Raw genomic sequence first — 22539 nt, 5'->3', positions numbered from 1 at the left:
TGCATTGAGTTTAAAAATCATAAATTTATTGAATTGCCCCCGAGTGTCTTAACTCCTTAGACTTGCTTGTTTTTACATCTTTTTACAGGGGTCTGACCCCTTTGCGAGGAAGCTTGCTGACGAGCTTGCTTTTGAATTGCCCCCGATGCACTAGGAGGTGACTGGAAGTCAGCTCCTTGCTATTTGTAGAACGGATTACTTATTTCAGTTTCTCCACTTGGAGTATGTTTTAATTTACTTGGTTTAGGATATATTTGATTAGCATCGTTTATTGACTCAGTATCAGCTGATGCTACATATACTTTTATAACACCTGTAACACTTTCTATATTAACAATGAATGAACCTGTTGATGCTTGAACTGATGGTATAGATTGTAACTCATTTCCAACTTTTTCTCCTATAGAACCATTTGATCCTGTTTTCACTAATGAAGACCCATATTCTGTTGCGGGCTTTATCTCTTCACTTGCAATAAGCATTGCAGCAGTATCTGCAATTGTTTTAGCACTTGCAATATCCGCCTTTTTTCTAGCATTTTCTTGAACATTTCCAAACTTAGGAATTGCAATTGCCGCCAAAATACCTAAAATAGCTATAACAATGATAAGCTCAATAAGTGTGAACCCTTTTTTCTTTTTTAAATTTTTCATCATGAAAAATTCCTCCCCTTTGATTTTATATATTAATTTTTATTGCTAACGTTTTTATTTTTACTGCTTTTACATAACTGTTTGGAACATATCAAACATTGGTAGTATCATAGCTATTACTATGCCTCCAATTAAAACTCCCATTATTAGAATCATAATTGGTTCTATCATTGTTGTTAGTCTTTGAAGGGCTTCTTCTACTTCTTGTTCATAAAATTTTGCTGTTTTATCTAGTATATTATCTATGGCTCCAGATTCTTCTCCGATTTTCACCATAGCTGTAAGCATTGGTGGAAATTCTTCAATACTCTCAAGGGCTTCATTTAAAGGAACTCCTTTAATTACTTTTTCTCTTATATAATTTAGTTTTGTTTCTATTAACTTATTATCTATAACTTTTGCAACTATTTCTAAGGCATTAACCATAGTCAATCCACTATATAGGGTTGTGGAAAGTCCTCTTGCAAACCTCATAGTTAGAATTTTTCTTGATGTGCTCTTTATTAAAGGCAAATTCAATTTTAACCTATCAAATTGTTTTCCACCTTCTTCTGTTCTAATGAATACCCTTATAGCATATGCTGCCATTCCTATAACTATAATAATTATATACCAATACTTCTTAATTCCCTCACTTAAGTTAATTACAAACTGTGTAGGAGCTGGCAATTCTACTCCACTACCTGTAAACATATCTACAAAGGTTGGCATAATAAAGGTTAATAAAAATATTACAATTCCTATACTCATAACCGATAATATAGCTGGGTATACCAATGCTCCTTTAATTTTCCCATTTATCCTTGTATCTCTTTCAAACTGTTCTGCCATTTTTTCAAAAACAGAACCTAGTTGTCCTGTTTCTTCTCCTGATGCCACCATGTTTATTAGTAAACTTGGATAAATGTATTCAAATTTTCTCATTGCACTGGAGAGGGTAAATCCTTTTTGTATATCCTCATAGATTTGATCCAAACTGTTTTGAAGCTTTTTATTTTCTGACTGCTTTCTAAGCAAATTTACAGTATTTAACATATCTGCTCCTGCTTCAAGTAATGTGGATACTTGTCTACAAAATACAGCTAAATCTTTTGCTTTAATTCTTGTAAAAGATTGAGAAAATGTAATTTCTTTTCTGGATAGTTTTTCTTCTATAATTATTGGATAATATCCATTTTCTCTAATCATTGCTAGTACTTCATTTTCAGCGTTAGCAGTAAATTCACCTTCTATCCTTTTACCGCCTTCGCTCATTGCTTTATATTTAAATAAAGGCATATTCTCACCTCATCAAGTGTTTAAACATTATTCTTTTAAGAAGGCAACCTTAGCCAATTCCTCAACAGTTGTCTCTCCTTTTACTACTAAATTAGCACATGCACTTTTAAGAGATTTAGTACCATTTTTTATACTTAACTCTCTAATTTTTTCTGAACTTTCGTTATTCTGTATTAAGTCTCTATGCTCTTTTGTAATTTCTATTATTTCATAAATACCCTGTCTACCATGATATCCAGTATTATTACAGTAATTGCATCCTACACCTCTATACAGTACTAACTCTTCATAAATATTAACTCCAAGCATATTTTTTTCAAAGTCACTTACTATATAGCTCTCTTTACACTTAGGACATATTTTTTTTACAAGTCTTTGTGCAACTATACCTGATATTGAGGCTGCAACTAAATAAGATTCTATACCCATATCTTCTAATCTTATAATTGAAGATGCCGCATCATTGGTATGCATAGTACTTAATACTAAATGTCCTGTTATTGCTGCTCTTACAGCTATTTCAGCAGTCTCACCATCTCTTATCTCCCCTATCATTACTATATCAGGATCTTGTCTTAATATAGCCCTTAGTCCTGATGCAAAGCTAAGTCCCGCCTTTGTGTTGACGTTTACTTGGTTAACACCATCCATCATATATTCTACTGGATCTTCAACAGTAATTATATTTGTATTAGTCTTATTTAGTTCTCCTAAAATTGTATATAAGGTTGTGGATTTACCACTACCCGTAGGCCCTGTAACTAGAATTATCCCATAAGGACTTTTTATAATTCTTTCAAGCTTTTCTATTTCATTAGGTTCCATTCCAAGTTTTTCTTTTCCAATTAAGAAATTATCTCTTAATAGTATTCTAATAACTACTTTTTCTCCAAAAATTGTTGGAAGTACAGATACTCTAAGATCAACCTGGCTCTCTTCAACCTTTGTTATTATTCTTCCATCTTGTGGTAACCTTTTTTCCGCTATATCTAAACTTGCAAGTATTTTAATACGAGCAATCAGTGAACTTGCGGTGTCCTTTGGCGTTCTTAAAACCTCTTGAAGAGATCCATCTACTCTATATCGAATTTTTATATAGTTTTGAAAGGGTTCTATATGAATATCACTTGCTTTAGCTTTAATTGCATTCTTTATTATAGAATCTATGAGTTTAACTACAGGAGCATTCTTTACATCATCTAGTTCTTCTATGTCTTCTTGCTCTTCTTTTTTACTTACTTTACTTAATTCCTCTGCAGCTTTTTCTACGTATTCTGTAGAATAGTAGTTACCTATAGCCTTTTCAATATCTGTCTTAGAAGATATAAATACTATAGCTTCCTTTCCAGTTGCTATATGCACATCATCTATTGCAAATAAATTTAAGGGGTCAACCATACATACCTTAATTTTATTTCCCTCAAAACCAATAGCTATTAAAGAATATTTTATTGCCAAAGATTCCGGTATTGCCCTAACTGCATTTCTATCTAATTGAATCATATCAAGATAGACTCTTTGTATCCCTAGTTGAAATTCAAGTACATCTATTATATCTTCTTCACTTAAAATCTTATCTTTTACGAGAAGTTCGCCTAGTTTTATTCCAGTTAGTCTCTGTTTTTCAAGCTCAGTCTTTAATTGCTCTTTTGTTATTTTCCCCGCTTCTACAAGTAAATCTCCTAGTCTTTTTTTGTTAACTGGATTCATTTGTTATTCTCCTATTTTCTATCTGTATGAGAATCACTTTTATTTAATAATTCTATTAAATTATATATCATTTTGTCTTGTATTTTCAATGAGAATCGCATCTTTTTTACATTTTTTGAATTTAATTTTAATAGTTATTTAATTTAAATTGATTTTTTAACATAATTCAAATTTTCTATTAAATTATGTAATATATGAAGATTTTTATATAACTTATATCGACTTTATAGAAATGTATTATATTTTACTTGATGATTTAAAATTGCACTAGTAAACTTTAAAGTTAGATTAGTTATATAACATTATTTATATATATGACTTTTTCTATTTAACAATGATAAAAACCTTGATGTAATTACATCAAGGTTTAGTTTCTTCTACATTCTCTTCTTTTTTCAAAAACCTATTCCACTCTACATATATTTTAAATAAACTTGCTACATCCTGCTCATTATATAAAAGAATTCTTTGTCTTTTCTCTTCTGGCATTCTATTCATATAATCAAAATCCTTCATTACTTTACAAAAGGTCTTTGAAAGATTAGATCCACTGATAAGTTCACTTTCTCTATATATATCAAATTTCTTCTCAAGGTTTTTAAGACCAATGTTTTCTTTCATAAGATTTTCATACTCTCTTTGAAGGTCTACCTTAATGAAGTGTTCTCCTATATCAAAATCCACATTATGTTTTTTAAACAAGTACTCAATAACCGAAAAATCGTTATTACCTGAAAAGGTAACAATATATCTTTTATTATGCTCCTTGTACATTTTTTCAAAGTATTCTTTAGCTAACTGTAAAATTACATTAGAATCCTTTTTATGTTCTATCATATACTGAGTAATTTTGAGTTCTTCTGTTGTAGAATCAAAATAACAACATCCAAAGACTCCAATACAAATTGGTTTCTTATATAGATAGTGTTCTAAATCAAAGAATATCGCATCCTTAAAAACATCATTTTTCCCGTCAATTTCTAAAGTAAATTCAGTAGAGCATTCATCTACTTTTATACTGTTCTCTCTTGTAATCACTTAATCACTCTTTTCTAGATAAACAAATAATTATTTTAATTATTATACTCTTAATTTTGCCTTCTTATTATCTCATACTTTTTTAACTTTGTGAACCCATGCCTAGTTCATTATTTTAAATATACTTTATAATAAGTAGAATTATCAATAAAATTCCTCCTATTATCTCTCTTCTATATTGACATTCTGTATAACTAATGTTATATTTTAACTGAGAATGATTTTCATGATTATTTTAATGGGGGGAACTTTTAAATGAGCATAATAGATTTAAAACCAGGTGAAAATGGCTATATTAAAAATATAATTGGAGATGAAAAACTCACAAAACGTCTTCTAGCATTAGGTTGTATTGAAGGAACTAGAATAACTTTTAAAACTACGGCACCTTTCGGTGATCCTATAATAATTAATGTAAGAGGCTTTGACTTAGCTATAAGAAAAAAGGACGCCTTTAGTATTAAACTAAAGGAGGCTTAATATGATAACAGTGGCTTTAACAGGAAATCCTAACGTTGGAAAAACTACTATATTTAATGCTCTTACGGGTGCTAATCAGTATGTTGGAAACTGGGCTGGGGTTACTGTAGAAAAAAAGGAAGGTTATTTAGGTAAATTCGTAAAAATCGTTGACCTTCCTGGAATTTATGCCCTTGATACTTATTCTAATGAAGAGAGAGTATCTAAAGACTATCTATCCACAGAAGATGCAGATGTAATTATCAATATAGTAGATGCTTCTAACCTTGATAGAAATTTATACTTAACTACACAGTTAAAACAATTTAATAAACCAATCATAATGATTTTAAATATGATGGATGTTGCTGAATCAAAAGGCATTGATATAGATGTAATCAAACTAGCTAAAGAGTTAAAAATAACTATTGTTCCTATATCAGCTTCTAAGGGTATCGGAATTCATGCTATTAAAGATATGCTTACAAATTTAGATCTTTCAAAGCTTTCTATTGATAACACTTTTAGCTCTCATGATTTTAAGAGTGAAAAAGATACCTATGATTATATTGAGAAGATCCTTAATAGATGTGTATCTTATAATTCTAAAAGCAAGCTACGTACACGAGATGGTATTGATGTAATCTTATTAAATAAATTCTTGGCTTACCCAATCTTTTTTGGAATTATGTATCTTATTTTTAAGTTTACTTTTAATTGGGTGGGACAGCCTTTAGCTGATCTTTTAGGTACTTTACTTGATGATTACTTAATGCCAACTTTAAATAATTTACTGGTAAATAGTAGTCCTTGGTTTAGATCTCTTTTAGTTGATGGAATTGTTGGTGGTGTTGGATCTATAGTTATATTTCTTCCAGTAATTTTAGCTTTATTTTTAGGAATATCCTTCTTAGAAGATAGCGGATACATGGCAAGAGCTGCCTTTCTAATGGATAAAGTCATGAGAAGAATGGGACTTTCAGGTAAAGCTTTTATACCTCTTATTGTTGGCTTTGGTTGTTCAGTTCCTGCTATAATGTCTGCAAGAACACTTGAAAGTGAAAAAGATAGAAAACTCGCTGCATTAATTATTCCCTTGATGTCATGTAATGCAAGACTTCCCGTTTATGCACTATTTGCATCTATATTTTTCCCCGGGCGTGAAACCCCTGTAGTATTTTCACTTTATCTTATTGGTGTAGTTATCGCCTTTATAATTGGTTTATTATTCAAGAGTACAATATTTAGAAAAGATGAAGAACCTTTTATAATAGAACTACCTGAGTATAAAGTTCCAGAGGTTAGAAATTTAGCACTACATACTTGGGATAAAGGAAAAGGTTTTTTAAAGAAAGCTGGTACTATAATATTATCAATATCAGTAGTAGTTTGGTTTTTATCAAACTTTAATATGTATGGAATGACAGATATGAATACTAGCTTATTTGCATCTATAGGTAAGTTTATCGCTCCTATCTTCAAGCCTTTAGGTTTTGGTTCTTGGGAGATTTCAGTATCCTTACTTACAGGTCTTATGGCAAAAGAAGTTGTTGTAAGTACTATGGGCGTTATCTTTGGAGCTAACTTAGAAACAATTTTACCTCAGCACTTTACAGCAGTTACAGCTTATGGATTCTTAGTTTTTACACTTTTATATACTCCATGCGTAACAACTATAGCTACAATGAAAAAAGAATACGGAAGTAAAATGATGTTTTTCTCTGTAGTGTATCAATTAGTACTTGCTTGGATAGCTTCCTTCTTAGTTTATAATATAGGCTCCTTAATTTTTTAACTTGCTTTAAGAGGTGATTTTATGGAAATATTAATAACAGCTTTAATAGTAGCTTTTGCCTTATATATACTTGTAAAAAGTGCTAAAAAGAAGTTAAAGGGTGGAGACTGCGAATGTGGAAGTTGTTCTTCTCACTGCCCAATGTACGATGATAAGAAAGAAGATAAAAAAGATAAATGCTAGGTGACTAAGTCACCTAACATTTATCTTTTTTATTTACAATTTTCTATAAAATGCTTTATTATATTTTCCATTGAAACTATTCCTATAACTCTTTCCTCTTCTACTACTGGTATTGCGACTATGTTTTTATCTATAAGTTTTTTTGCAGCTTCCACAACTTCATCATCAGCGTTAGAACTTACAACGTTTTTTGTCATAATACTAGAAATAGGGTATGTATCATAGTGGCCCTCTTCAATTAGAAATCTATAGATATCCGCTTTTACTATAATTCCAACTAGCTTGCTATCCTTGTCCACAACCGATGCTCCGTTAATCTTATTTACTTCCATAACTTCAAGAGCCTTTTTTATATTATCCTCTGGACTTAATCTTATTATATTCTTCTGCATAATTTCACTAATTTTCATAGCTTTTCCCCCTAAAATTATTGACTTATATAGTTAAAAACTAATAGCTGTTATTTACTATATTATTAAATTCGTCTAAATCTATGTTTCCTTTAAGTATATTATCAATAATTCTTCCAGCAGCTTTCTTTGATACCTTTTTTATATTAAGTTCTAAGTTGATATTATTTTTCTTAATAAGAAATTTTAAATATTGTAACTGTTTTTCAGTAATAGCATTTGATCTTTGCACTTCATCATTGTTCTCTATGTCATTTACTAGTTCTAGTATTATAGGTAAGTTAAGTACATCTTCAAAATTATGTAGCATTATAGTATCTCTAATTGATGCAGTTTTTGTATTTAAAAACTCATTATATAGTTCTACACTTAATGCCCCATCAATTTTATCTTTTCTTTCTATCCCTAAATACTCTTCTACACTTTTTAAACTGCATCTTTCCAGTCCTATGTATGTTTGATAAGGTCTTATGATTCTATACAAATCTATATGTTTTTTAGAAGTTATAAAATCTACATTGTTCATTTCTGCTTTTTTTAAAATAAAAGGCTCATCAAAGGCTTTTCCATTATAGGAGCACCATTCATTAAAGTTTTTAATATCTTCTTTAAAATATAATAAAATATCCTTTTCTTCATCTGTATTTTCAGCAAAGTACTGTTTTATAAAAAAAGTATCCTTATTTAAAAACCATCCTCCTGAAATTAATATGAGCTTAGCTTTCTCTTTATCAAAACCAGTGGTTTCTATATCATAAAATATTATTTTGTCTAAATTATAATTATTGAATACTTCTTTTGATATATTCAGCTTTCTTCTGTACTTCTTTATAATCACGCTAAACTCACACACCTTTAATTTATGTATTAGGTACTAGGATTCAAGAGGATTTTCTATCCACTAGTCCCTAATACCTAAAATATAATTACCAACTATCTATTGTTAATTATATTACATCTTCTCTACTACTTCTAATCCAATTAAATCCAATCCATTTTTTATAACTTGACAAGTCGCTTCAACCATTTTAAGTCTTGCATTCTTAACCGCTACTTCTTCTGTAGCCATTATGTTGTGTGCATTATAGAACTTATTAAATGCTTTAGCAACATCAATTATATATCTTGTAAGAATTGATGGCTCTAGCTTATCAATAGCATTTACAATAACATCATTAAGATTAGCAAGTGTTTTAACAAGTTCATACTCTTCAGTTGAAGTTAAGGCAGAGTAGTTAATCTCCCCTTCTATTTCTCCAGCACGTCTTAATATACTCTTTCCTCTTGCATAAGTGTATTGAACATAAGGACCTGTTTCCCCTTCAAAGTTCAACATCTCTTCCCAGTTAAATACTATGTCTTTTTCTCTTTTGTTTTTTAAGTAAGTAAATATGATTGCTCCTATACCTACTTTTTTAGCCACTTCTTCCTTATTTTCAAGTTCAGGATTTTTTTCATTTATTACTTCTATTGTTTTAGCTATGGATTCATTTAATAATTCTTCAAGGAAAATAACTTCTCCCTTTCTTGTAGATAACTTTCTATCTGCAAATTTAACAAGACCAAATCCAACATGTTCACAATCCTTAGCCCAGTCATATCCCATCTTTTCAATAGTCTTAAAGACTTGTTTAAAGTGTAATGCCTGTGGAGAGCCAACTACATATATACTCTTGTGGAAATCATAAGTTTTCTTTCTGTAAAAGGCTGCCGCAAGATCACGAGTTGCATAGATCGTAGCTCCATCTCCTTTTAATATAATACATGGAGGCATATTTTCTTCTTCAAGCATTACAACCTTTGCTCCATTACTTTCAACTAACAAATTCTTATCTTCAAGTTCTTTAACTACAGTATCCATTTTATCGTTGTAAAAGCTCTCTCCTGCATAGGAATCAAAATTAACACCTAAAAGTTTATATACTATTTCAAATTCCTTTAAGCTTTGATTCTTAAACTTTTCCCAAAGAGCTACTTCTTCTTTGCTTCCATCTTCTAATTTTTTAAAGTACATTCTTCCTTCATCTTCAAGAGATGGATCTTTTTCTGCTTCATCATGAAACTTTACATATATTCTTAAAAGCTCTTTTATTGGCTCTTTTTCTAATGCATCTTCATCAGCCCATCTTTTATATGCTGATATTAGCTTACCAAATTGTGTTCCCCAATCCCCAAGATGGTTTATTCCAACAGGATTATATCCTTGTGATTTAAACATTTTATACAATGAATTTCCTATTGATGTACTAAATAAATGTCCTACATGGAAAGGTTTAGCTATGTTAGGTGAGGAGAAGTCAATTGTTACATTCTTTCCTGTTCCCATTTCTGAAGTACCATAATTTTTTCCTTCTTTTAATACTTTTTCTAATGTTGTATCTACAAAAGCCCCTTTATCCATAAAAAAGTTTAAATAAGGTCCTAATGCTTCAACTCTCTCAAAACCTTCATTATTTATTTTTTCTTTTAGATCTGCTGAAATCATATTTGGAGCTTTTTTTAATGTTTTAGCTAATTGAAAACATGGAAATGCATAGTCTCCCATTTCAGGCTTTGGTGGTATCTCAATTAATTTTTCTATTACCTCAATTTCTAATTCTAAATGTTCTTTAATTCTTTCAGCAACTATATTTCTATAATCCATCTTTTACTTTCCTCCATTTTCTTAAGTTTGAAAAAAACAAAAAAAACCGTCTCTATTTAAAAACAGAGACGGATATATCCGCGGTACCACTCTAGTTGACTTAAAATAAGCCCACTCAAAACTTTAACGCAGTTAACGGCAAACCTCATAATATTTAATCTATATAAATAAAACTTAGCAGCTTCTCCAAGATTCTTTTCTCCAATTAAAATACTACAGGACTTCCACCCTCTCCTGCTCGCTTTTAGTTTCTAAATGGATACTCTTCTCTTCAATGAAATTATTATACTACATTATTTACAAAATATTATATTATTATAATTTTGTCCTTGTCAAGTAAATATATACATTTTGATTAGTATATTTTTAAATATTTAAGAGCTTCTTCTAGGTTTACCATAGGTTTTTGACAAGCAAAATTTTCACAAATATACACAGCATTTTTTCCATCTACTAATCCTTTGTCAGTAACATGTGGCATAATTGCTCTCAGTTCTTCGCTATTATCATTTAATAATACTGTAGTGAACGGAGAGTATTCTTTATTAATTTTTCTCAAAAATTTTACTACTTCCTTATCCTTCTTATCTCCTGCTATGAGAATTTCTTTGCTTGCTACATTATCAACTAACACCGACATCATAAAGTAAGCATGACCTCTCAGTGCCTCTTTAGCTCGGTTTCCAAAAATCTTAAACATTTCTCTACTTCTCTCTTCTAAATCTATATTACCTGTAAGCTTTCCTAACCTTAGCATATTAAGTGCAGCTACAGAGTTTGCTGAAGGAGTAGCTCCATCATATATTTCTTTTGGTCTCCAAATAAGCTCTTCACTATCTTCTCCATATAGAAAGAAGCCACCTTCATCTTTATCCCAAAAATACTTATACATATCCCCATTGAGTTTAAGGGCTTTTTTTAAGTACTCTGTCTTGAAGCTAGATTCATATAGTTCGATAAGCCCCCATATTAAAAAGGCATAATCCTCAGAATAGCCTTCATATGCAGCCTCTCCCTCTCTATACCTAGCAAGTAATCTACCTTTTTCATTAACTAGATTATCATATATAAACTTAACTGCTTCTTCAGCTTCTTCTATATACATAGAATCATCAAAAACCTTACCTGCATAAGCTAAGGCTGCTATCATAAGTCCATTCCAAGCTGTAAGTATTTTATCATCCTTATGAGGGTGAATTCTTTTCTCCCTGTGAATGTATAATATTTTATTTATATCTTCTAAAGTTTCTTTAAGTTCCCTATTATCTTCAATCTCCTCAACCTTAGTACTTATAAGATTAGGTATATTTTTTCCTTCAAAATTACCTTTTTGAGTTATACCATAGTATTTGCTGTACAGCTCTCCCTTTTCTTTACCTACTAGATCTATAATCTCCTCATAAGACCATGCATAAAATTTTCCTTCTACACCTTCTGAATCTGCATCCTCTGCTGAGTAGAAGCCTCCATTCTCATTTTTCATATCTCTTAATACATAGGATATAGTTTTTTCTGATACTTCTCTGTATAACTCTTTTCCTGTAGCTGCATAACCCTCTGCATAAGCTAAGATTAAGAGAGCATTATCATAGAGCATTTTCTCAAAGTGAGGTACTAACCATTTTGTATCCGTTGAGTATCTTGCAAATCCAAAGCCAACATGATCAAAAATTCCTCCCTTATACATAGCATCAAGGGTTTTTGTAACCATATCTAAGGCTTTTTCAGAGTTACTATGTTTCCAATATCTTAATAAGAAATATAAATTATGTGGTGATGGAAACTTTGGAGCTATATTAAATCCACCATATTTAGATTCAAAGAAGCTTGAAAACTCACCAAAAGTTTGCTCTACTGCATCTATTCCTATGTCCGCTCTATCCCTTTTAAAATGATAGTTTTCTTTTATATCCGCAATTATCCCATTACTGCTGTCTATTATCTCATCTCTTCTATCTTTCCATGCTTCAGTTATATTATTAAGTATAGTTATTATGCCAGCTCTTCCGTATTTATCTTGAACAGGAATATATGTACCAGCAAAAAATGGCTTCTTATCTGGAGTCATAACTATTGTAAGGGGCCATCCTCCACTACCATTTATAGCCTGACATACATCCATATATACAGCATCAACATCTGGTCTTTCTTCTCTATCTACCTTTATAGCAATAAAACTATCATTTATTACTTTAGCCACTTCAACATTTTCAAATGATTCCCTCTCCATTACATGGCACCAATGGCAAGTTGAATATCCTATACTTAAAAATATAGGTTTGTGTTCTGCTTTTGCTTTATTAAAGGCTTCTTCTCCCCAAGGATACCAATCTACTGGATTATATGCATGTTGAAGTAGGTAAGGAGACTTTTCATCTATTAATCTATTAACTGTTTCATTCATAGTTTTACTCAATGCTATCCCTCTCTTTTCATAATGTTTTTTTTAGTGTTCCCCTAATATAAAAACATTATGAAGTGAAAAATAAAGGTTTACTTCATCTTTCACAGTGTTGAAACTTAAAAAATTCCCCTAAACTTTTAAGTCTAAAAAAATTCTAATTATTTTAAAACAAAAAATATCTTACCTATTCTAATCTAAACTACACTTCTGATTCTATACACTGATGATAGTCACATACCTTGTCTCGTCCAGTTTGCTTTGCTTTATATAAACCAATATCAGCCTTATTCATAATTTCTTCTAAACTATCCACTGTTTCAGGATATGTTGCACTGCCAATTGATACTGTTATGTTAATAAATCTATTATCTCCAATAGAAAAATTATGCTCTTTTACACTAGTCCTTATTCTTGTAGCTATTTCAAAAGAACGTTCATCAGGACAATCTAAAAGCAATACGCAAAACTCTTCACCGCCTACACGTCCTACAAGATCAAATGCTCTACAACTCTTCTTTAAAATATCTGCTAGCTCCTTTAAAACTAAATCTCCAACAGGATGTCCATAAGTATCATTAACTTTTTTAAAATGATCTATATCTATCATTAAACAAGATAACTTTTCATTATTTTCAATTACTCTTTCAAAAGTCATATTAAGTAATTTATCAAATTGTCTTGTATTATTTAGTCCAGTAAGAAAATCCTTTGTTGAATCTGTTTCGTACATTCTATATAATTCATTAGAATATTTAGCATATTTTAATAAAAAATATGCTAATACAGCTGAAGATATAATAACTATAGAAAATTCTAATATTATTAAGTAATTATTCTCTACATCATTTAATAGATAAAAAAATGTTGTATCTAATATCAAAACTACAACAGCTAACTTTGTGAACCAATTTTTTAAAGGTGTCTTAATCTTTTTATTAATTATGCTAAAAAATGTTATGTATAAACATATATGAACTAAAGCGAAAATTGATGATTCATTTATACCATAGTAACTTATACGATATATACCAATAATTATTCCTGTTACTAGTGTACTTAAAAATCCACCAATACTACTAATCATCATAATTGATAGTGAACGAAGATCAAGTAATGTATTAGTTCCAATCACTTGGATAGCATATATCATCATTAAAATTCCTAATATTCCCCCACCAATTCCTAATAGAATCTTTAATAAAATCTTATTTTTTAAACTTTCAGGTATCTCTCTTGATATATGTCCTCCGACAAAAGTAAATGAAATGAGTAAAAGTGTATTTATAAATAACTCATTTAACATAAAATTCCCCCTTTATCTTCATAGTTTTACAATATTATATGATATTGTTTAAATTTTTTCTATGAATTTTATACTAGCTTAATAAAGTTTAGTCAAATCTACTGTTATAGTACAGTGAACTTAAATCGGCAATAATTCCATATATTATAATACAATGCTTATTTTAGTATAATATAATTAGTTTATAAACATTGTGATTCTAAAAGTTGAAAGCTCTACATTATTTTATAAACTATTTGATAATCTAACTACATATTAAATGTATTTGTCAAGGGGGCATGTTAAAATAGAATAATTTGTAATGCAAAACAAACTGCAACAATCTTTTAATGAGTTAATTCCCTATATGCAAGTCTTTTTTGATGATGAAATAGCTTTTACTCTTTCTACAAAATCACATTTTATAAAGGTTGTAAATAGTAAAAACATAAATATGAATGCACTTCCTGGTGATGTTTTAAGACCTGGTGGCGCAGCTTACGAATGTATAAAAGCAAAAAAACAGTAACACTAATAGTTCCAAAGGAAGTTTTCGGTGTAGAAATAAAAGCCATTGGAATACCCGTTAAGGAGAAAAATGGTTCAATTGTAGGAAGTATCGTCTTAGTAAAGAGCTTAGCTAGACATCATGAAATATTAAATTTATCTAAGATCTTATCTGAATCCTTGGTAGAAATATCTCAGAGTTCAAGTAGAGTTTCAGAAGGTATAGAAGTCGTAGTAGAATCTAATGACAAGATTTTATCAGAAGTTACTGAAGCTGAAAATGCTACAAAAGATACCGATGATGTACTTCGTTTTGTGAAAAATGTGGCGTATCAAACAAATTTACTTGGACTCAATGCAGCTATCGAAGCTTCAAGAGCTGGAGAATGTGGAAAAGGTTTCTCTGTCGTTGCTAGTAAAATTAGAAAACTATCTAGTTCTAGTAGTAATTCAATAAATGAAATAAATAGCACTTTGACTAAAATTAAAACTTCAGCAAATAAAATATCTGATAGTATTACATCTTCTACAGATGCCTTTAAAGGACAACTCTCCTCACTTCAACAAATAAATGCTACATTACAAGAGTTGAACTCCATAGCATATACATTAAAGAAGCTTGCTGAATAACTAGTAATAAATTTCATATTATAATATAAACTAGGATAACTTTAAAACAGTTATCCTCCTTTTATACATTTCTATTATTTTATTATATACAATACTATACCAAAATACTTTCTTAGCGTATTTTATCTATATTATATCCTTTTTCATTTAAGGCTTTAATTATTTCTCCTATGTGTTCTGGTCCATTAGTTTCAACTGTTACTTCAAGTACAACATGCTTTAATCTATCAATAGCTTTAAATTGATTATGGTCTAATTTTATTACATTAGCACCTTTATCTGATAAGATTTTTGCTATTTCTAGTAGTTGTCCCGGTGTATCTTTAAGATTAACAGAAAACCATAATACTCTTCCTCTTGAAACAAGTCCATGAGTTAAAAGTGATGACATTGTTACTACGTCTATATTTCCACCACTTATTAAAGATACAACCTTTTTACCTTTAAACTTTAATTTTCCTAATGCAGCTAAGGACATAGCTCCTGTTGTTTCTGCTACAAGCTTGTGTTTCTCTAGAAGAACATATACAGCATCCATAATATCATGATCGCTAACTGTAACAATTTTATTTACATACTTTCTTATTACCTGAAAAGTTATTTCACCTGGTTTTTTTACTGCTGCACCATCTGCAATAGTATCAATAACCTCTGCGCAAATTAAAGTATCACTATCAAAAGAGCATTTCATTGGATTTGCACCTTCTGATTGAACTCCAATTATTTTTATATTAGGATTAATCGACTTAGCCGTTACTGCTATTCCACTTATTAATCCACCACCACCAATTGGCACTAATATAGCATCTACATCTTTTAATTCTTCTATAATTTCAAGTGCTATGGTTCCCTGTCCTGCCATTACATCTACATCATCAAAAGGATGTATGAAAGTATATCCATGTTCTTTTTCTAATCTCTTAGCTTCGTCATAAGCCTCATCATATACTTTTCCTTTAAGGATTACATTTGCCCCATAGTTTCTAGTTGCTTGCACCTTTATGAGTGGTGTGGTTTCTGGCATAACAATTGTTGCATTAATTCCAAGTCTACTAGCTGCATAAGCAACTCCCTGGGCATGATTTCCTGCGGAAGATGCAATTAATCCTTTTGCTCTTTTATCATCAGTTAATTTACTAACTTTATTTACTGCTCCTCTTAGCTTAAATGCTCCTGTTATTTGTAGGTTTTCTGGCTTTATGTATACTTCATTTCCGCTTTCTCTGCTATATTCTGGACTATATATTAATTTAGTATTTACACATATATCCTTTATCCTTTCTCTAGCATCTAATACATCCTTTATAGTTAAATATTCTGCTTGCCCTTCTAATGTTAAATCCTTTTTCATGCTATTGGTCTCCTCTCTCCCTGCTCCTCTAAGATATTATTTTATTAAACTTCTATTTTAAATGCTTATACAAATCAATTTCAATTTTATTAAATAAGTGCTTAAACCAATAAGTATATAGCTGAGGGTTATCTTTAATATCAGCTTTTAGTTCATTAATATCAATCCATTTAAAATCTTCTACTTCATCTTTATTTACGACTATTTCTCCATCATATTTCCCAATAAATACATGGTCATATTCATTTTCAAAAAGACCATTGTCAAATTCTACTTTATATATAAAACTAAATACCTCTTTCAGCTCACATGAAAAACCCATCTCTTCCTTAAGTCTTCTATGAATTGCATCTTCTAGATTTTCACCATATCTTGGATGGCTACAACAAGTATTAGTCCACAATCCTGGTGAATGATATTTTCCTAAGCTCCTTCTTTGCAATAATAACTGATTATTAGAATTAAATATAAGTATAGAAAAAGCTCTATGTAGTACTCCTTTTTCATGTGCTTCCATTTTTTCGATATAACCTGTTTCTTTATCTAAATTATCAACAGATATTATGTATTCTGCCATATAACCTCCACCTTCTAATTATCTACTTAGACTTAAAGTAAATAAAATTCATCTCATCCATTTATTCTATCACATTTAGAAGGTTTATTATTAAATCCTTATTATTTTTAAAAAAAAGAGTAGATGGACTAACCTCATCCTATCTACTCATAAGCTTAAATTTTATATGATTAATAAACTAAAACAAAATTTAATAATGTAATTTATTATTTCTAAAATCTTCTATTGATTCTTATATTGTGGTTCTTGCTCTTCAATATATTTTTGTCTGCCTTCTAAAACTTTTAATGAATCTTCAAAGGTTTGCGCTAATTGTTGAAAGTCTTTCTTAGCTGCTTTATCCTCTGTTTGTAATGCAAATGTCTTCATTGTTGCTGCTGCTGATTGAACTCCCGCTATAGCTTGTTGCATTTGTGTTCCTACTGTCATTATCTCACCTCCCTTCACTCTTTATCCGATTACTTGAAATCAAGAACTCTGTTTATAAATATACACTAGCCTTTAGGTTTAAATATTAATGACGCTAAAAATGCAAATATTATCGCAGCAGATATTCCTGAGCTTGTAACCTCAAATATACCTGTCAGTACTCCAATTGCACCTGTTGTTTCAGCTTCCATTAATGCTCCTTTAACTAAGGCATTGCCGAAACTACTTATTGGTACTGACGCACCTGCACCTGCGAACTTTACCAATGGGTCATATAGTCCAAGTCCTCCTAATATAGCTCCTGTTACAACTAATGTACTCATTGTGTGCGCAGGTGTAAGTCTAAATACATCCATCATTATCTGTCCAATAACGCATATAAGACCACCAATTATAAATGCCCAAATAAAAATTGACAATTTTAAAACACCTCGCTTTACATCTCTATAGATACAGCATGTGCAATAGAAGGTATACTTTCTTTTTGTTGATAAGATAATGGAGATAGTAATGCTCCTGTTGCTATAACTAATATTCTTTTTAATTCACCTTTTTTCATTCGATTAAGCAGATGTCCATATGCAACAGTTGCAGTACATCCACATCCACTACCACCAGCTATAACTGGCTGATCTTCCTTATAAATCAATAATCCACAATCAGTAAATATCTCTCTTGAAATTTTAAGTCCGTGCTTATCTAGTAAGTCACCAGCAATTCTATGACCAACTCTTCCTAAATCTCCTGTTGCAATTAAATCATAATAAGAAGGATCTATGTTCAAATCTCTAAAGTGTGCTTCAATAGTATCTACCGCTGCCGGAGCCATAGCTGCCCCCATATTAAACGGATCTGAAAGTCCCATATCAATTACTTTACCAATTGTTGCAGCAATTACTCTCGGACCCTCACCTTCATGAGCTACAAGACCTGCTCCAGCTCCTGTTACTGTCCACTGGGCTGTAGGAGGTTTTTGACCTCCATACTCTGTAGGGTATCTAAATTGTTTTTCTACTGATATATTATGGCTTGATGCACCTGTTATTACATATTTGGCAGCTTTACTATCAACCAGTAAAGAGGCCATTGCAAGACCTTCCATTGCACTTGAGCAAGCACCAAAAACTCCCAAAAAAGGTATTCCTAGTGTGCGCGCTGTAAAACTACTTGATATAATCTGATTCATTAAGTCTCCACTTATAAAAAATTGAACATCTTCCTTTTTCATCTTTCCTTTATTTATTGCAGTTTCACAGGCTTGCTCTAATAACTTTCTTTCTGCTTTTTCAAAGCTATCTTGTCCTAGCCATACATCTTGATGAAGAAAATCAAAATCCTCTGCTACTGCTCCCTTTGCTTCAAAAGGACCTCCAATAGCAGCTGATGCTATTATTACTGGTTTTGACTCAAAAACCCATGTTTGATGACCTTTCAGCATTTACATCCCACCTAACCAATTAATAGTTATTTTTATAGTTGCCACGACAAAAGCCGAAAAAACTCCATAAACAATTACTGAACCTGCAAGTTTAAACATATTTCCTCCAACACCAAGAACATATCCTTCAGTTCTATGTTCTATTGCTGCAGAAGACATACTATTTGCAAAACCTGTAATTGGAACTGCGGTACCTGCTCCCGCCCATTGTGCAATGTGGTCGTATACTCCAAGTCCTGTTAGTAAAATAGCTATTATTATTAAAACAGCAGCTGTAGGATTACTTGCAGTTTTTTCAGTAAAGTTAAAATATTTTATGAAAGTCCACTGCAATATTTGACCTATAGTACATATAATCCCCCCAACTAAAAATGCTCTTAAGCAGTTTTTTACAACTGGACGCTTTGGCTCTCTATCTTTTGCAAAATCTTGATACTCCTGTTGAACAGGAGTTAACTTTTTCTTTTTCTTACTAGACATATTAATCACCTTCTAACGTAATAAGTATGGTTCCAATCTATCCATTGATTTCTTTATTTTATCAGTGTTCTCTGAATACATCTTTTTTGCTTCTAAATTATCCGTTTCTAATGCAAAGCTAAGTAAATCTGCATGTACTTTAGAAATACTAGCATATAACATTTCTTTAACTTGAGATGCTGCAACTTCTATTGAGTCATCAAATAAATCTACAAATAAATCTCCTGACGAGTCCACCTGTGCAATAAATACATTATCTAAAGATACTCCTAAATTTGATAATTGAACTTCTAACCATCCTCTATTTAATCCTCTATTTGATAGTGATTCATCAATTATATTACCATCTAATATTACAGTCTGAGGTTCTGAGGAAGGTTTAGTCTTTCTTTCAAGATCATGTGGAGTAATAGGTTGTTTATCTGATTTTAATAAAACATTTACTTCTCCCGTTGCTTCCATCACCGCAAATTCTACATCAGCTAAATTAAAAGCATTTTTTGTTCGCAATTCTCTTAGTAATTCTTCAGCTGTATACTTTACATCCATTAAATTATCTTCCATGACTTTACCATCTTTTATTAGCACTGTTTCTCTTCCATTTATAAAATCATGAATCCACTTGCTTTTTATAGATAAATAATCTAGTGCTATAGCTAGCAAAACCCACGTGACTAAAGAAACAAATCCAAAAGCAACACTTGTTATTACTCCTATTGCTATTAAAGAAGTAATAATAGCAATTACTATATAGCTTACAAATTTAAAGGGTGTTGTTTTTGATAAGCTACCCTTACCAATACTTCTAACTACTGCTAATGTTATAAAAAACATAATTATAGTTCTTAACAACACCAAAAGCCAAATATCCATATTTTCTCATCTCCTAATTTCCTTTATACTGGGGTTCTTCAAATTCAAGTATTTTCATCCTATCCTCTATATCCTTAATAACTGATTTTATTGTTTGTAGTTCTTCTTTATAAACTATTTTTTCCTCTTCCTTACTACTTTGAATTGAATAAATCCTTAAAGTACTTTCTATTCCTTTCAAGCTAGCTAAAGTTTGCTTTACATTTGAACCTACTGTCATTAATATCAACTCCCTAAATTCTTATGTAAAGTTATTATTTTCAAAACTTAACGTAACTATACTTAATCTTAAACTTTAAAATATATAGTAAATACTTCCTTATGTCTATTATTAATTGAATCAAAAGCTGATTGTATTCTTTCAAAAGCTTTTACTACATTAGGATCATAATTTCTATAAATATAATTATTATAACTGGTAATACTATATATGAACATAAAATACATTGAAAGGGGTTTTTAACATGCCACTAACAAATAAGGAAAAAACTTTAATTGAAGACAATTTAAATGCTGAATACTTGTGTATAAGAAAATATGAGCAATATGCAGCTATGTCATCTGATCAAAATATAAAACAGGTATTTACAGATCTCGCAAGTAAGGAAACACAACATGCTACTACCCTTAAGAACATATTATCTCAAAACGGAGTAAACAATCAAAATATGTTTGAAAGCTACACTAAGCCACAAGGAGACTTATCAAATCTACAAACTAGTATAGGTCTTACAGACGCACAACTACTAAATGATGCATTAAGCACTGAAAAGCACGTATCAGGTTCTTACAATAATGCAGTATTAGAATCAGTAGACCCTAGCATAAGAAAACAACTTCAACATATTCAGCAAGAAGAACAAGGTCACGCAGAGACACTATTTAATGCTATGCAGTCTAGAGGATGGTATACAGTATCCTAAAAAACAAAATTAATAAACACGCTCTGGAGATAATATATTCTCTAGAGCGTGTTTATTAATGAAAATTATTTTATAACTTTTATTTCAGTTATATTTTTTTAAATCATCCATATTTATTTTTTTGTCCTCAGTACATATTATGACTTTTTTATTCTTATTTATAATAGTTCTTAATTCTACTTTTCTGCCCCAAAGAGTAGAAATATATTTTAGTGTTTCATTAGTATATGTTAGTTCTAACTCTCTGCCATTATATTCATGTTCTAGCAGCAGTGTTCCATCTCCTAATATTTCTAATACTTTTATAATGGGAATACTTGACATTCCTACACTACTTGCTATTATATCTCTTATTTTTCTCCATCCATCTTCATCAGATACTTCTTCTACTTTATAATCTTTTCCACTCTTATTGTAAGAGAATAAATTCATCTCTCTAGAAAGCTCATTTGTTAAATATCTTCTAATAAATGATTCATCTCTTTCAATTTCACGAACTTCAAATATTTTCTTTATTCCATATCTCTTTTCTATATCTTCAAATATCTTAAATCCCATATAATAAGGATTTATACTTCCAAGAAAAGGTCTAATAACTTGATTATGGCGATTTAAAAACTCAATATGAAGACCTTGTGGTAGGTTCAACTTGTTTAGAATCTTAAAATGAAAATAACTTGCCCAGCCTTCATTCATTATTTTTGTCTCTATCTGTGGAATAAAATATTTTGCCTCTTCTATAACGATTCTAATTATATCTTTTTCCCACTCTTCTAATCTACCATACTGCGCTAAAAATCCTATTATATCTTCTGTTGGTTCTAAAGGAATCTTGTTCACATTAGGAAAAGGTATTTTCTCATTTCCCTCTAATTTATCCACAGCTTTTGCTTTCCTATAGTATTCTTCTAAGACTCTTTTTTTCTTTTCTTCCTCTGAAAGCTCTTTAATTTTAATATTTGTTGTATGAAACTTTAGAGCATGAGCTGCATCCAGTATACGTTCTACTCTATCATATCCAATGCTAGGATCTTCTATATATGTTCTAATTCTATCTGCATGTCTTTTAAACGTATCAACTGTATCACTAGCATTTGTACCTTCTACAAATAGTCTATTATTTTTAAAAAAGTCATTATGTCCATATACATGAGCAATAGTGAGAATTTGCAAAAGTAATGTATTATCCCTCATAAGATAGGCAATACATGGATTAGAGTTAATAACCATCTCATAAGGTAATCCCTCTAGATTGTAGGAATAGAGTAATTTCTTCTTTTCATAGTCCTTTCCATAACTCCAATGGGAATAATGAGAAGGCATACCTACATATGTTTCATAACAAAGCATATCTTCGTAGTTACAGATTTCAAATTCTTGTGAATAACAATCTAAACCTACTTCATGTACAATTTCCTGAATTCTATCATTCCAACTTTCTAGTTGTTCAATAGTATATTCCATCATAGTCAGAA

Annotated in this window: 25 protein-coding genes and 1 other annotated feature; of the genes, 6 read left to right on the top strand and 19 right to left on the bottom strand. The window is 30.6% G+C overall.

What is annotated here, in order from left to right; translation table 11 throughout:
* Nucleotides 1–179 precede the first annotated feature (179 nt).
* From ACX0KU_RS10645 to ACX0KU_RS10630, 4 genes are all read right to left on the bottom strand, one after another.
* Nucleotides 180–656 (bottom strand): type II secretion system protein, encoded by a 477-nt coding sequence (locus ACX0KU_RS10645; protein ID WP_472989879.1) that lies wholly within the window; start codon nt 654–656, stop codon nt 180–182.
* A gap of 66 nt (nt 657–722) precedes the next feature.
* On the bottom strand, nt 723–1931 hold the full coding sequence (locus tag ACX0KU_RS10640) for a type II secretion system F family protein (protein WP_472989878.1): 1209 nt from the start codon (nt 1929–1931) through the stop codon (nt 723–725).
* Between the two features lie 27 nt (nt 1932–1958).
* Nucleotides 1959–3641: a GspE/PulE family protein gene (locus tag ACX0KU_RS10635; protein ID WP_472989877.1), complete on the bottom strand. Its 1683-nt coding sequence runs from the start codon at nt 3639–3641 to the stop codon at nt 1959–1961.
* Between the two features lie 360 nt (nt 3642–4001).
* Nucleotides 4002–4679: a ribonuclease H-like domain-containing protein gene (locus ACX0KU_RS10630; protein WP_472989876.1), complete on the bottom strand. Its 678-nt coding sequence runs from the start codon at nt 4677–4679 to the stop codon at nt 4002–4004.
* Nucleotides 4680–4934: 255 nt separating this feature from the next.
* On the opposite strand from ACX0KU_RS10630, the gene ACX0KU_RS10625 reads away from it, so the two are divergent.
* The 3 genes from ACX0KU_RS10625 to ACX0KU_RS10615 are packed head-to-tail and all read left to right on the top strand — an operon-like array spanning nt 4935 to nt 7116.
* A complete protein-coding gene (locus ACX0KU_RS10625; protein WP_472989874.1) occupies nt 4935–5159 on the top strand; it encodes a FeoA family protein in 225 nt (74 codons plus the stop codon).
* A gap of 1 nt (nt 5160) precedes the next feature.
* The gene (feoB, locus tag ACX0KU_RS10620; RefSeq protein ID WP_472989873.1) at nt 5161–6933 is read left to right on the top strand and encodes a ferrous iron transport protein B; all 1773 of its coding nucleotides are present in this window, start codon (nt 5161–5163) and stop codon (nt 6931–6933) included.
* A gap of 21 nt (nt 6934–6954) precedes the next feature.
* Nucleotides 6955–7116, top strand: a complete 162-nt coding sequence (locus ACX0KU_RS10615) for a FeoB-associated Cys-rich membrane protein (RefSeq protein ID WP_472989871.1) — start codon at nt 6955–6957, stop codon at nt 7114–7116.
* A gap of 29 nt (nt 7117–7145) precedes the next feature.
* Here ACX0KU_RS10615 and ACX0KU_RS10610 read toward each other — a convergent pair whose 3' ends face one another.
* The 5 genes from ACX0KU_RS10610 to ACX0KU_RS10590 form a co-directional block, all read right to left on the bottom strand.
* A complete protein-coding gene (locus ACX0KU_RS10610) occupies nt 7146–7526 on the bottom strand; it encodes a CBS domain-containing protein (RefSeq protein ID WP_472989870.1) in 381 nt (126 codons plus the stop codon).
* A 40-nt stretch (nt 7527–7566) separates the two neighbouring features.
* On the bottom strand, nt 7567–8364 hold the full coding sequence (locus tag ACX0KU_RS10605; RefSeq protein WP_472989868.1) for a ribonuclease H-like domain-containing protein: 798 nt from the start codon (nt 8362–8364) through the stop codon (nt 7567–7569).
* 114 nt (nt 8365–8478) lie between these two features.
* Nucleotides 8479–10170 (bottom strand): arginine--tRNA ligase, encoded by a 1692-nt coding sequence (gene argS / locus ACX0KU_RS10600; protein ID WP_472989867.1) that lies wholly within the window; start codon nt 10168–10170, stop codon nt 8479–8481.
* Between the two features lie 61 nt (nt 10171–10231).
* Nucleotides 10232–10454, bottom strand: a binding site (T-box leader).
* Nucleotides 10455–10525: 71 nt separating this feature from the next.
* On the bottom strand, nt 10526–12586 hold the full coding sequence (locus ACX0KU_RS10595; RefSeq protein ID WP_472989865.1) for a thioredoxin domain-containing protein: 2061 nt from the start codon (nt 12584–12586) through the stop codon (nt 10526–10528).
* 187 nt (nt 12587–12773) lie between these two features.
* The gene (locus ACX0KU_RS10590; RefSeq protein WP_472989864.1) at nt 12774–13877 is read right to left on the bottom strand and encodes a GGDEF domain-containing protein; all 1104 of its coding nucleotides are present in this window, start codon (nt 13875–13877) and stop codon (nt 12774–12776) included.
* Nucleotides 13878–14178: 301 nt separating this feature from the next.
* On the opposite strand from ACX0KU_RS10590, the gene ACX0KU_RS10585 reads away from it, so the two are divergent.
* Nucleotides 14179–14385, top strand: coding sequence for a hypothetical protein (locus ACX0KU_RS10585; RefSeq protein WP_472989863.1), 207 nt, complete (start codon nt 14179–14181; stop codon nt 14383–14385).
* On the top strand, nt 14361–14993 hold the full coding sequence (locus ACX0KU_RS10580; protein ID WP_472989862.1) for a methyl-accepting chemotaxis protein: 633 nt from the start codon (nt 14361–14363) through the stop codon (nt 14991–14993). The genes ACX0KU_RS10585 and ACX0KU_RS10580 overlap by 25 nt, the downstream gene beginning before the upstream one ends.
* A gap of 112 nt (nt 14994–15105) precedes the next feature.
* Here ACX0KU_RS10580 and ilvA read toward each other — a convergent pair whose 3' ends face one another.
* The 9 genes from ilvA to ACX0KU_RS10535 form a co-directional block, all read right to left on the bottom strand.
* Complete coding sequence (gene ilvA, locus ACX0KU_RS10575) at nt 15106–16344, bottom strand: threonine ammonia-lyase (RefSeq protein ID WP_472989861.1); 1239 nt, start codon at nt 16342–16344, stop codon at nt 15106–15108.
* Nucleotides 16345–16396: 52 nt separating this feature from the next.
* A complete protein-coding gene (gene idi, locus ACX0KU_RS10570; protein WP_472989860.1) occupies nt 16397–16921 on the bottom strand; it encodes an isopentenyl-diphosphate Delta-isomerase in 525 nt (174 codons plus the stop codon).
* 222 nt (nt 16922–17143) lie between these two features.
* Nucleotides 17144–17350 carry a DUF1657 domain-containing protein gene (locus ACX0KU_RS10565; protein ID WP_472989859.1) on the bottom strand — a complete coding sequence of 69 codons (207 nt, stop codon included), beginning with the start codon at nt 17348–17350 and terminating at the stop codon, nt 17144–17146.
* Nucleotides 17351–17415: 65 nt separating this feature from the next.
* Nucleotides 17416–17769 carry a stage V sporulation protein AE gene (gene spoVAE, locus ACX0KU_RS10560; protein ID WP_472989858.1) on the bottom strand — a complete coding sequence of 118 codons (354 nt, stop codon included), beginning with the start codon at nt 17767–17769 and terminating at the stop codon, nt 17416–17418.
* A 17-nt stretch (nt 17770–17786) separates the two neighbouring features.
* On the bottom strand, nt 17787–18788 hold the full coding sequence (gene spoVAD, locus ACX0KU_RS10555; RefSeq protein ID WP_472989857.1) for a stage V sporulation protein AD: 1002 nt from the start codon (nt 18786–18788) through the stop codon (nt 17787–17789).
* The gene (gene spoVAC / locus ACX0KU_RS10550) at nt 18789–19268 is read right to left on the bottom strand and encodes a stage V sporulation protein AC (protein WP_472989856.1); all 480 of its coding nucleotides are present in this window, start codon (nt 19266–19268) and stop codon (nt 18789–18791) included.
* A 12-nt stretch (nt 19269–19280) separates the two neighbouring features.
* The gene (locus ACX0KU_RS10545) at nt 19281–20141 is read right to left on the bottom strand and encodes a DUF421 domain-containing protein (RefSeq protein WP_472989854.1); all 861 of its coding nucleotides are present in this window, start codon (nt 20139–20141) and stop codon (nt 19281–19283) included.
* A gap of 13 nt (nt 20142–20154) precedes the next feature.
* Complete coding sequence (locus ACX0KU_RS10540) at nt 20155–20361, bottom strand: DUF1657 domain-containing protein (protein ID WP_472989853.1); 207 nt, start codon at nt 20359–20361, stop codon at nt 20155–20157.
* A 68-nt stretch (nt 20362–20429) separates the two neighbouring features.
* Entirely contained in the window at nt 20430–20579 is a 150-nt protein-coding gene (locus ACX0KU_RS10535) for a hypothetical protein (RefSeq protein WP_472989851.1), read from the bottom strand.
* Nucleotides 20580–20605: 26 nt separating this feature from the next.
* Here ACX0KU_RS10535 and ACX0KU_RS10530 point away from each other — a divergent pair, with 26 nt between their 5' ends.
* On the top strand, nt 20606–21064 hold the full coding sequence (locus tag ACX0KU_RS10530) for a spore coat protein (protein ID WP_472989850.1): 459 nt from the start codon (nt 20606–20608) through the stop codon (nt 21062–21064).
* An 84-nt stretch (nt 21065–21148) separates the two neighbouring features.
* Here ACX0KU_RS10530 and ACX0KU_RS10525 read toward each other — a convergent pair whose 3' ends face one another.
* Nucleotides 21149–22528: a SpoVR family protein gene (locus ACX0KU_RS10525; RefSeq protein WP_472992437.1), complete on the bottom strand. Its 1380-nt coding sequence runs from the start codon at nt 22526–22528 to the stop codon at nt 21149–21151.
* Nucleotides 22529–22539: the final 11 nt, after the last annotated feature.

The organism is Clostridium sp. X (assembly GCF_055755365.1).
The sequence above is the reverse complement of the archived record's forward strand: the minus strand, read 5'-3'. Positions and strand labels throughout refer to the sequence as shown.

Bases quoted from the DNA above. Each gene is read 5' to 3' on its own strand.
- ACX0KU_RS10645 (WP_472989879.1), bottom strand. From the start codon at position 656: ATGATGAAAAATTTAAAAAAGAAAAAAGGGTTCACACTTATTGAGCTT.
- ACX0KU_RS10640 (WP_472989878.1), bottom strand. From the start codon at position 1,931: ATGCCTTTATTTAAATATAAAGCAATGAGCGAAGGCGGTAAAAGGATA.
- ACX0KU_RS10635 (WP_472989877.1), bottom strand. From the start codon at position 3,641: ATGAATCCAGTTAACAAAAAAAGACTAGGAGATTTACTTGTAGAAGCG.
- ACX0KU_RS10625 (WP_472989874.1), top strand. From the start codon at position 4,935: ATGAGCATAATAGATTTAAAACCAGGTGAAAATGGCTATATTAAAAAT.
- feoB (WP_472989873.1), top strand. From the start codon at position 5,161: ATGATAACAGTGGCTTTAACAGGAAATCCTAACGTTGGAAAAACTACT.
- ACX0KU_RS10615 (WP_472989871.1), top strand. From the start codon at position 6,955: ATGGAAATATTAATAACAGCTTTAATAGTAGCTTTTGCCTTATATATA.
- ACX0KU_RS10610 (WP_472989870.1), bottom strand. From the start codon at position 7,526: ATGAAAATTAGTGAAATTATGCAGAAGAATATAATAAGATTAAGTCCA.
- argS (WP_472989867.1), bottom strand. From the start codon at position 10,170: ATGGATTATAGAAATATAGTTGCTGAAAGAATTAAAGAACATTTAGAA.
- ACX0KU_RS10590 (WP_472989864.1), bottom strand. From the start codon at position 13,877: ATGTTAAATGAGTTATTTATAAATACACTTTTACTCATTTCATTTACT.
- ACX0KU_RS10585 (WP_472989863.1), top strand. From the start codon at position 14,179: ATGCAAAACAAACTGCAACAATCTTTTAATGAGTTAATTCCCTATATG.
- ACX0KU_RS10580 (WP_472989862.1), top strand. From the start codon at position 14,361: ATGTATAAAAGCAAAAAAACAGTAACACTAATAGTTCCAAAGGAAGTT.
- ilvA (WP_472989861.1), bottom strand. From the start codon at position 16,344: ATGAAAAAGGATTTAACATTAGAAGGGCAAGCAGAATATTTAACTATA.
- idi (WP_472989860.1), bottom strand. From the start codon at position 16,921: ATGGCAGAATACATAATATCTGTTGATAATTTAGATAAAGAAACAGGT.
- ACX0KU_RS10565 (WP_472989859.1), bottom strand. From the start codon at position 17,350: ATGACAGTAGGAACACAAATGCAACAAGCTATAGCGGGAGTTCAATCA.
- spoVAD (WP_472989857.1), bottom strand. From the start codon at position 18,788: ATGCTGAAAGGTCATCAAACATGGGTTTTTGAGTCAAAACCAGTAATA.
- spoVAC (WP_472989856.1), bottom strand. From the start codon at position 19,268: ATGTCTAGTAAGAAAAAGAAAAAGTTAACTCCTGTTCAACAGGAGTAT.
- ACX0KU_RS10545 (WP_472989854.1), bottom strand. From the start codon at position 20,141: ATGGATATTTGGCTTTTGGTGTTGTTAAGAACTATAATTATGTTTTTT.
- ACX0KU_RS10540 (WP_472989853.1), bottom strand. From the start codon at position 20,361: ATGACAGTAGGTTCAAATGTAAAGCAAACTTTAGCTAGCTTGAAAGGA.
- ACX0KU_RS10535 (WP_472989851.1), bottom strand. From the start codon at position 20,579: ATGTTCATATATAGTATTACCAGTTATAATAATTATATTTATAGAAAT.
- ACX0KU_RS10530 (WP_472989850.1), top strand. From the start codon at position 20,606: ATGCCACTAACAAATAAGGAAAAAACTTTAATTGAAGACAATTTAAAT.
- ACX0KU_RS10525 (WP_472992437.1), bottom strand. From the start codon at position 22,528: ATGGAATATACTATTGAACAACTAGAAAGTTGGAATGATAGAATTCAG.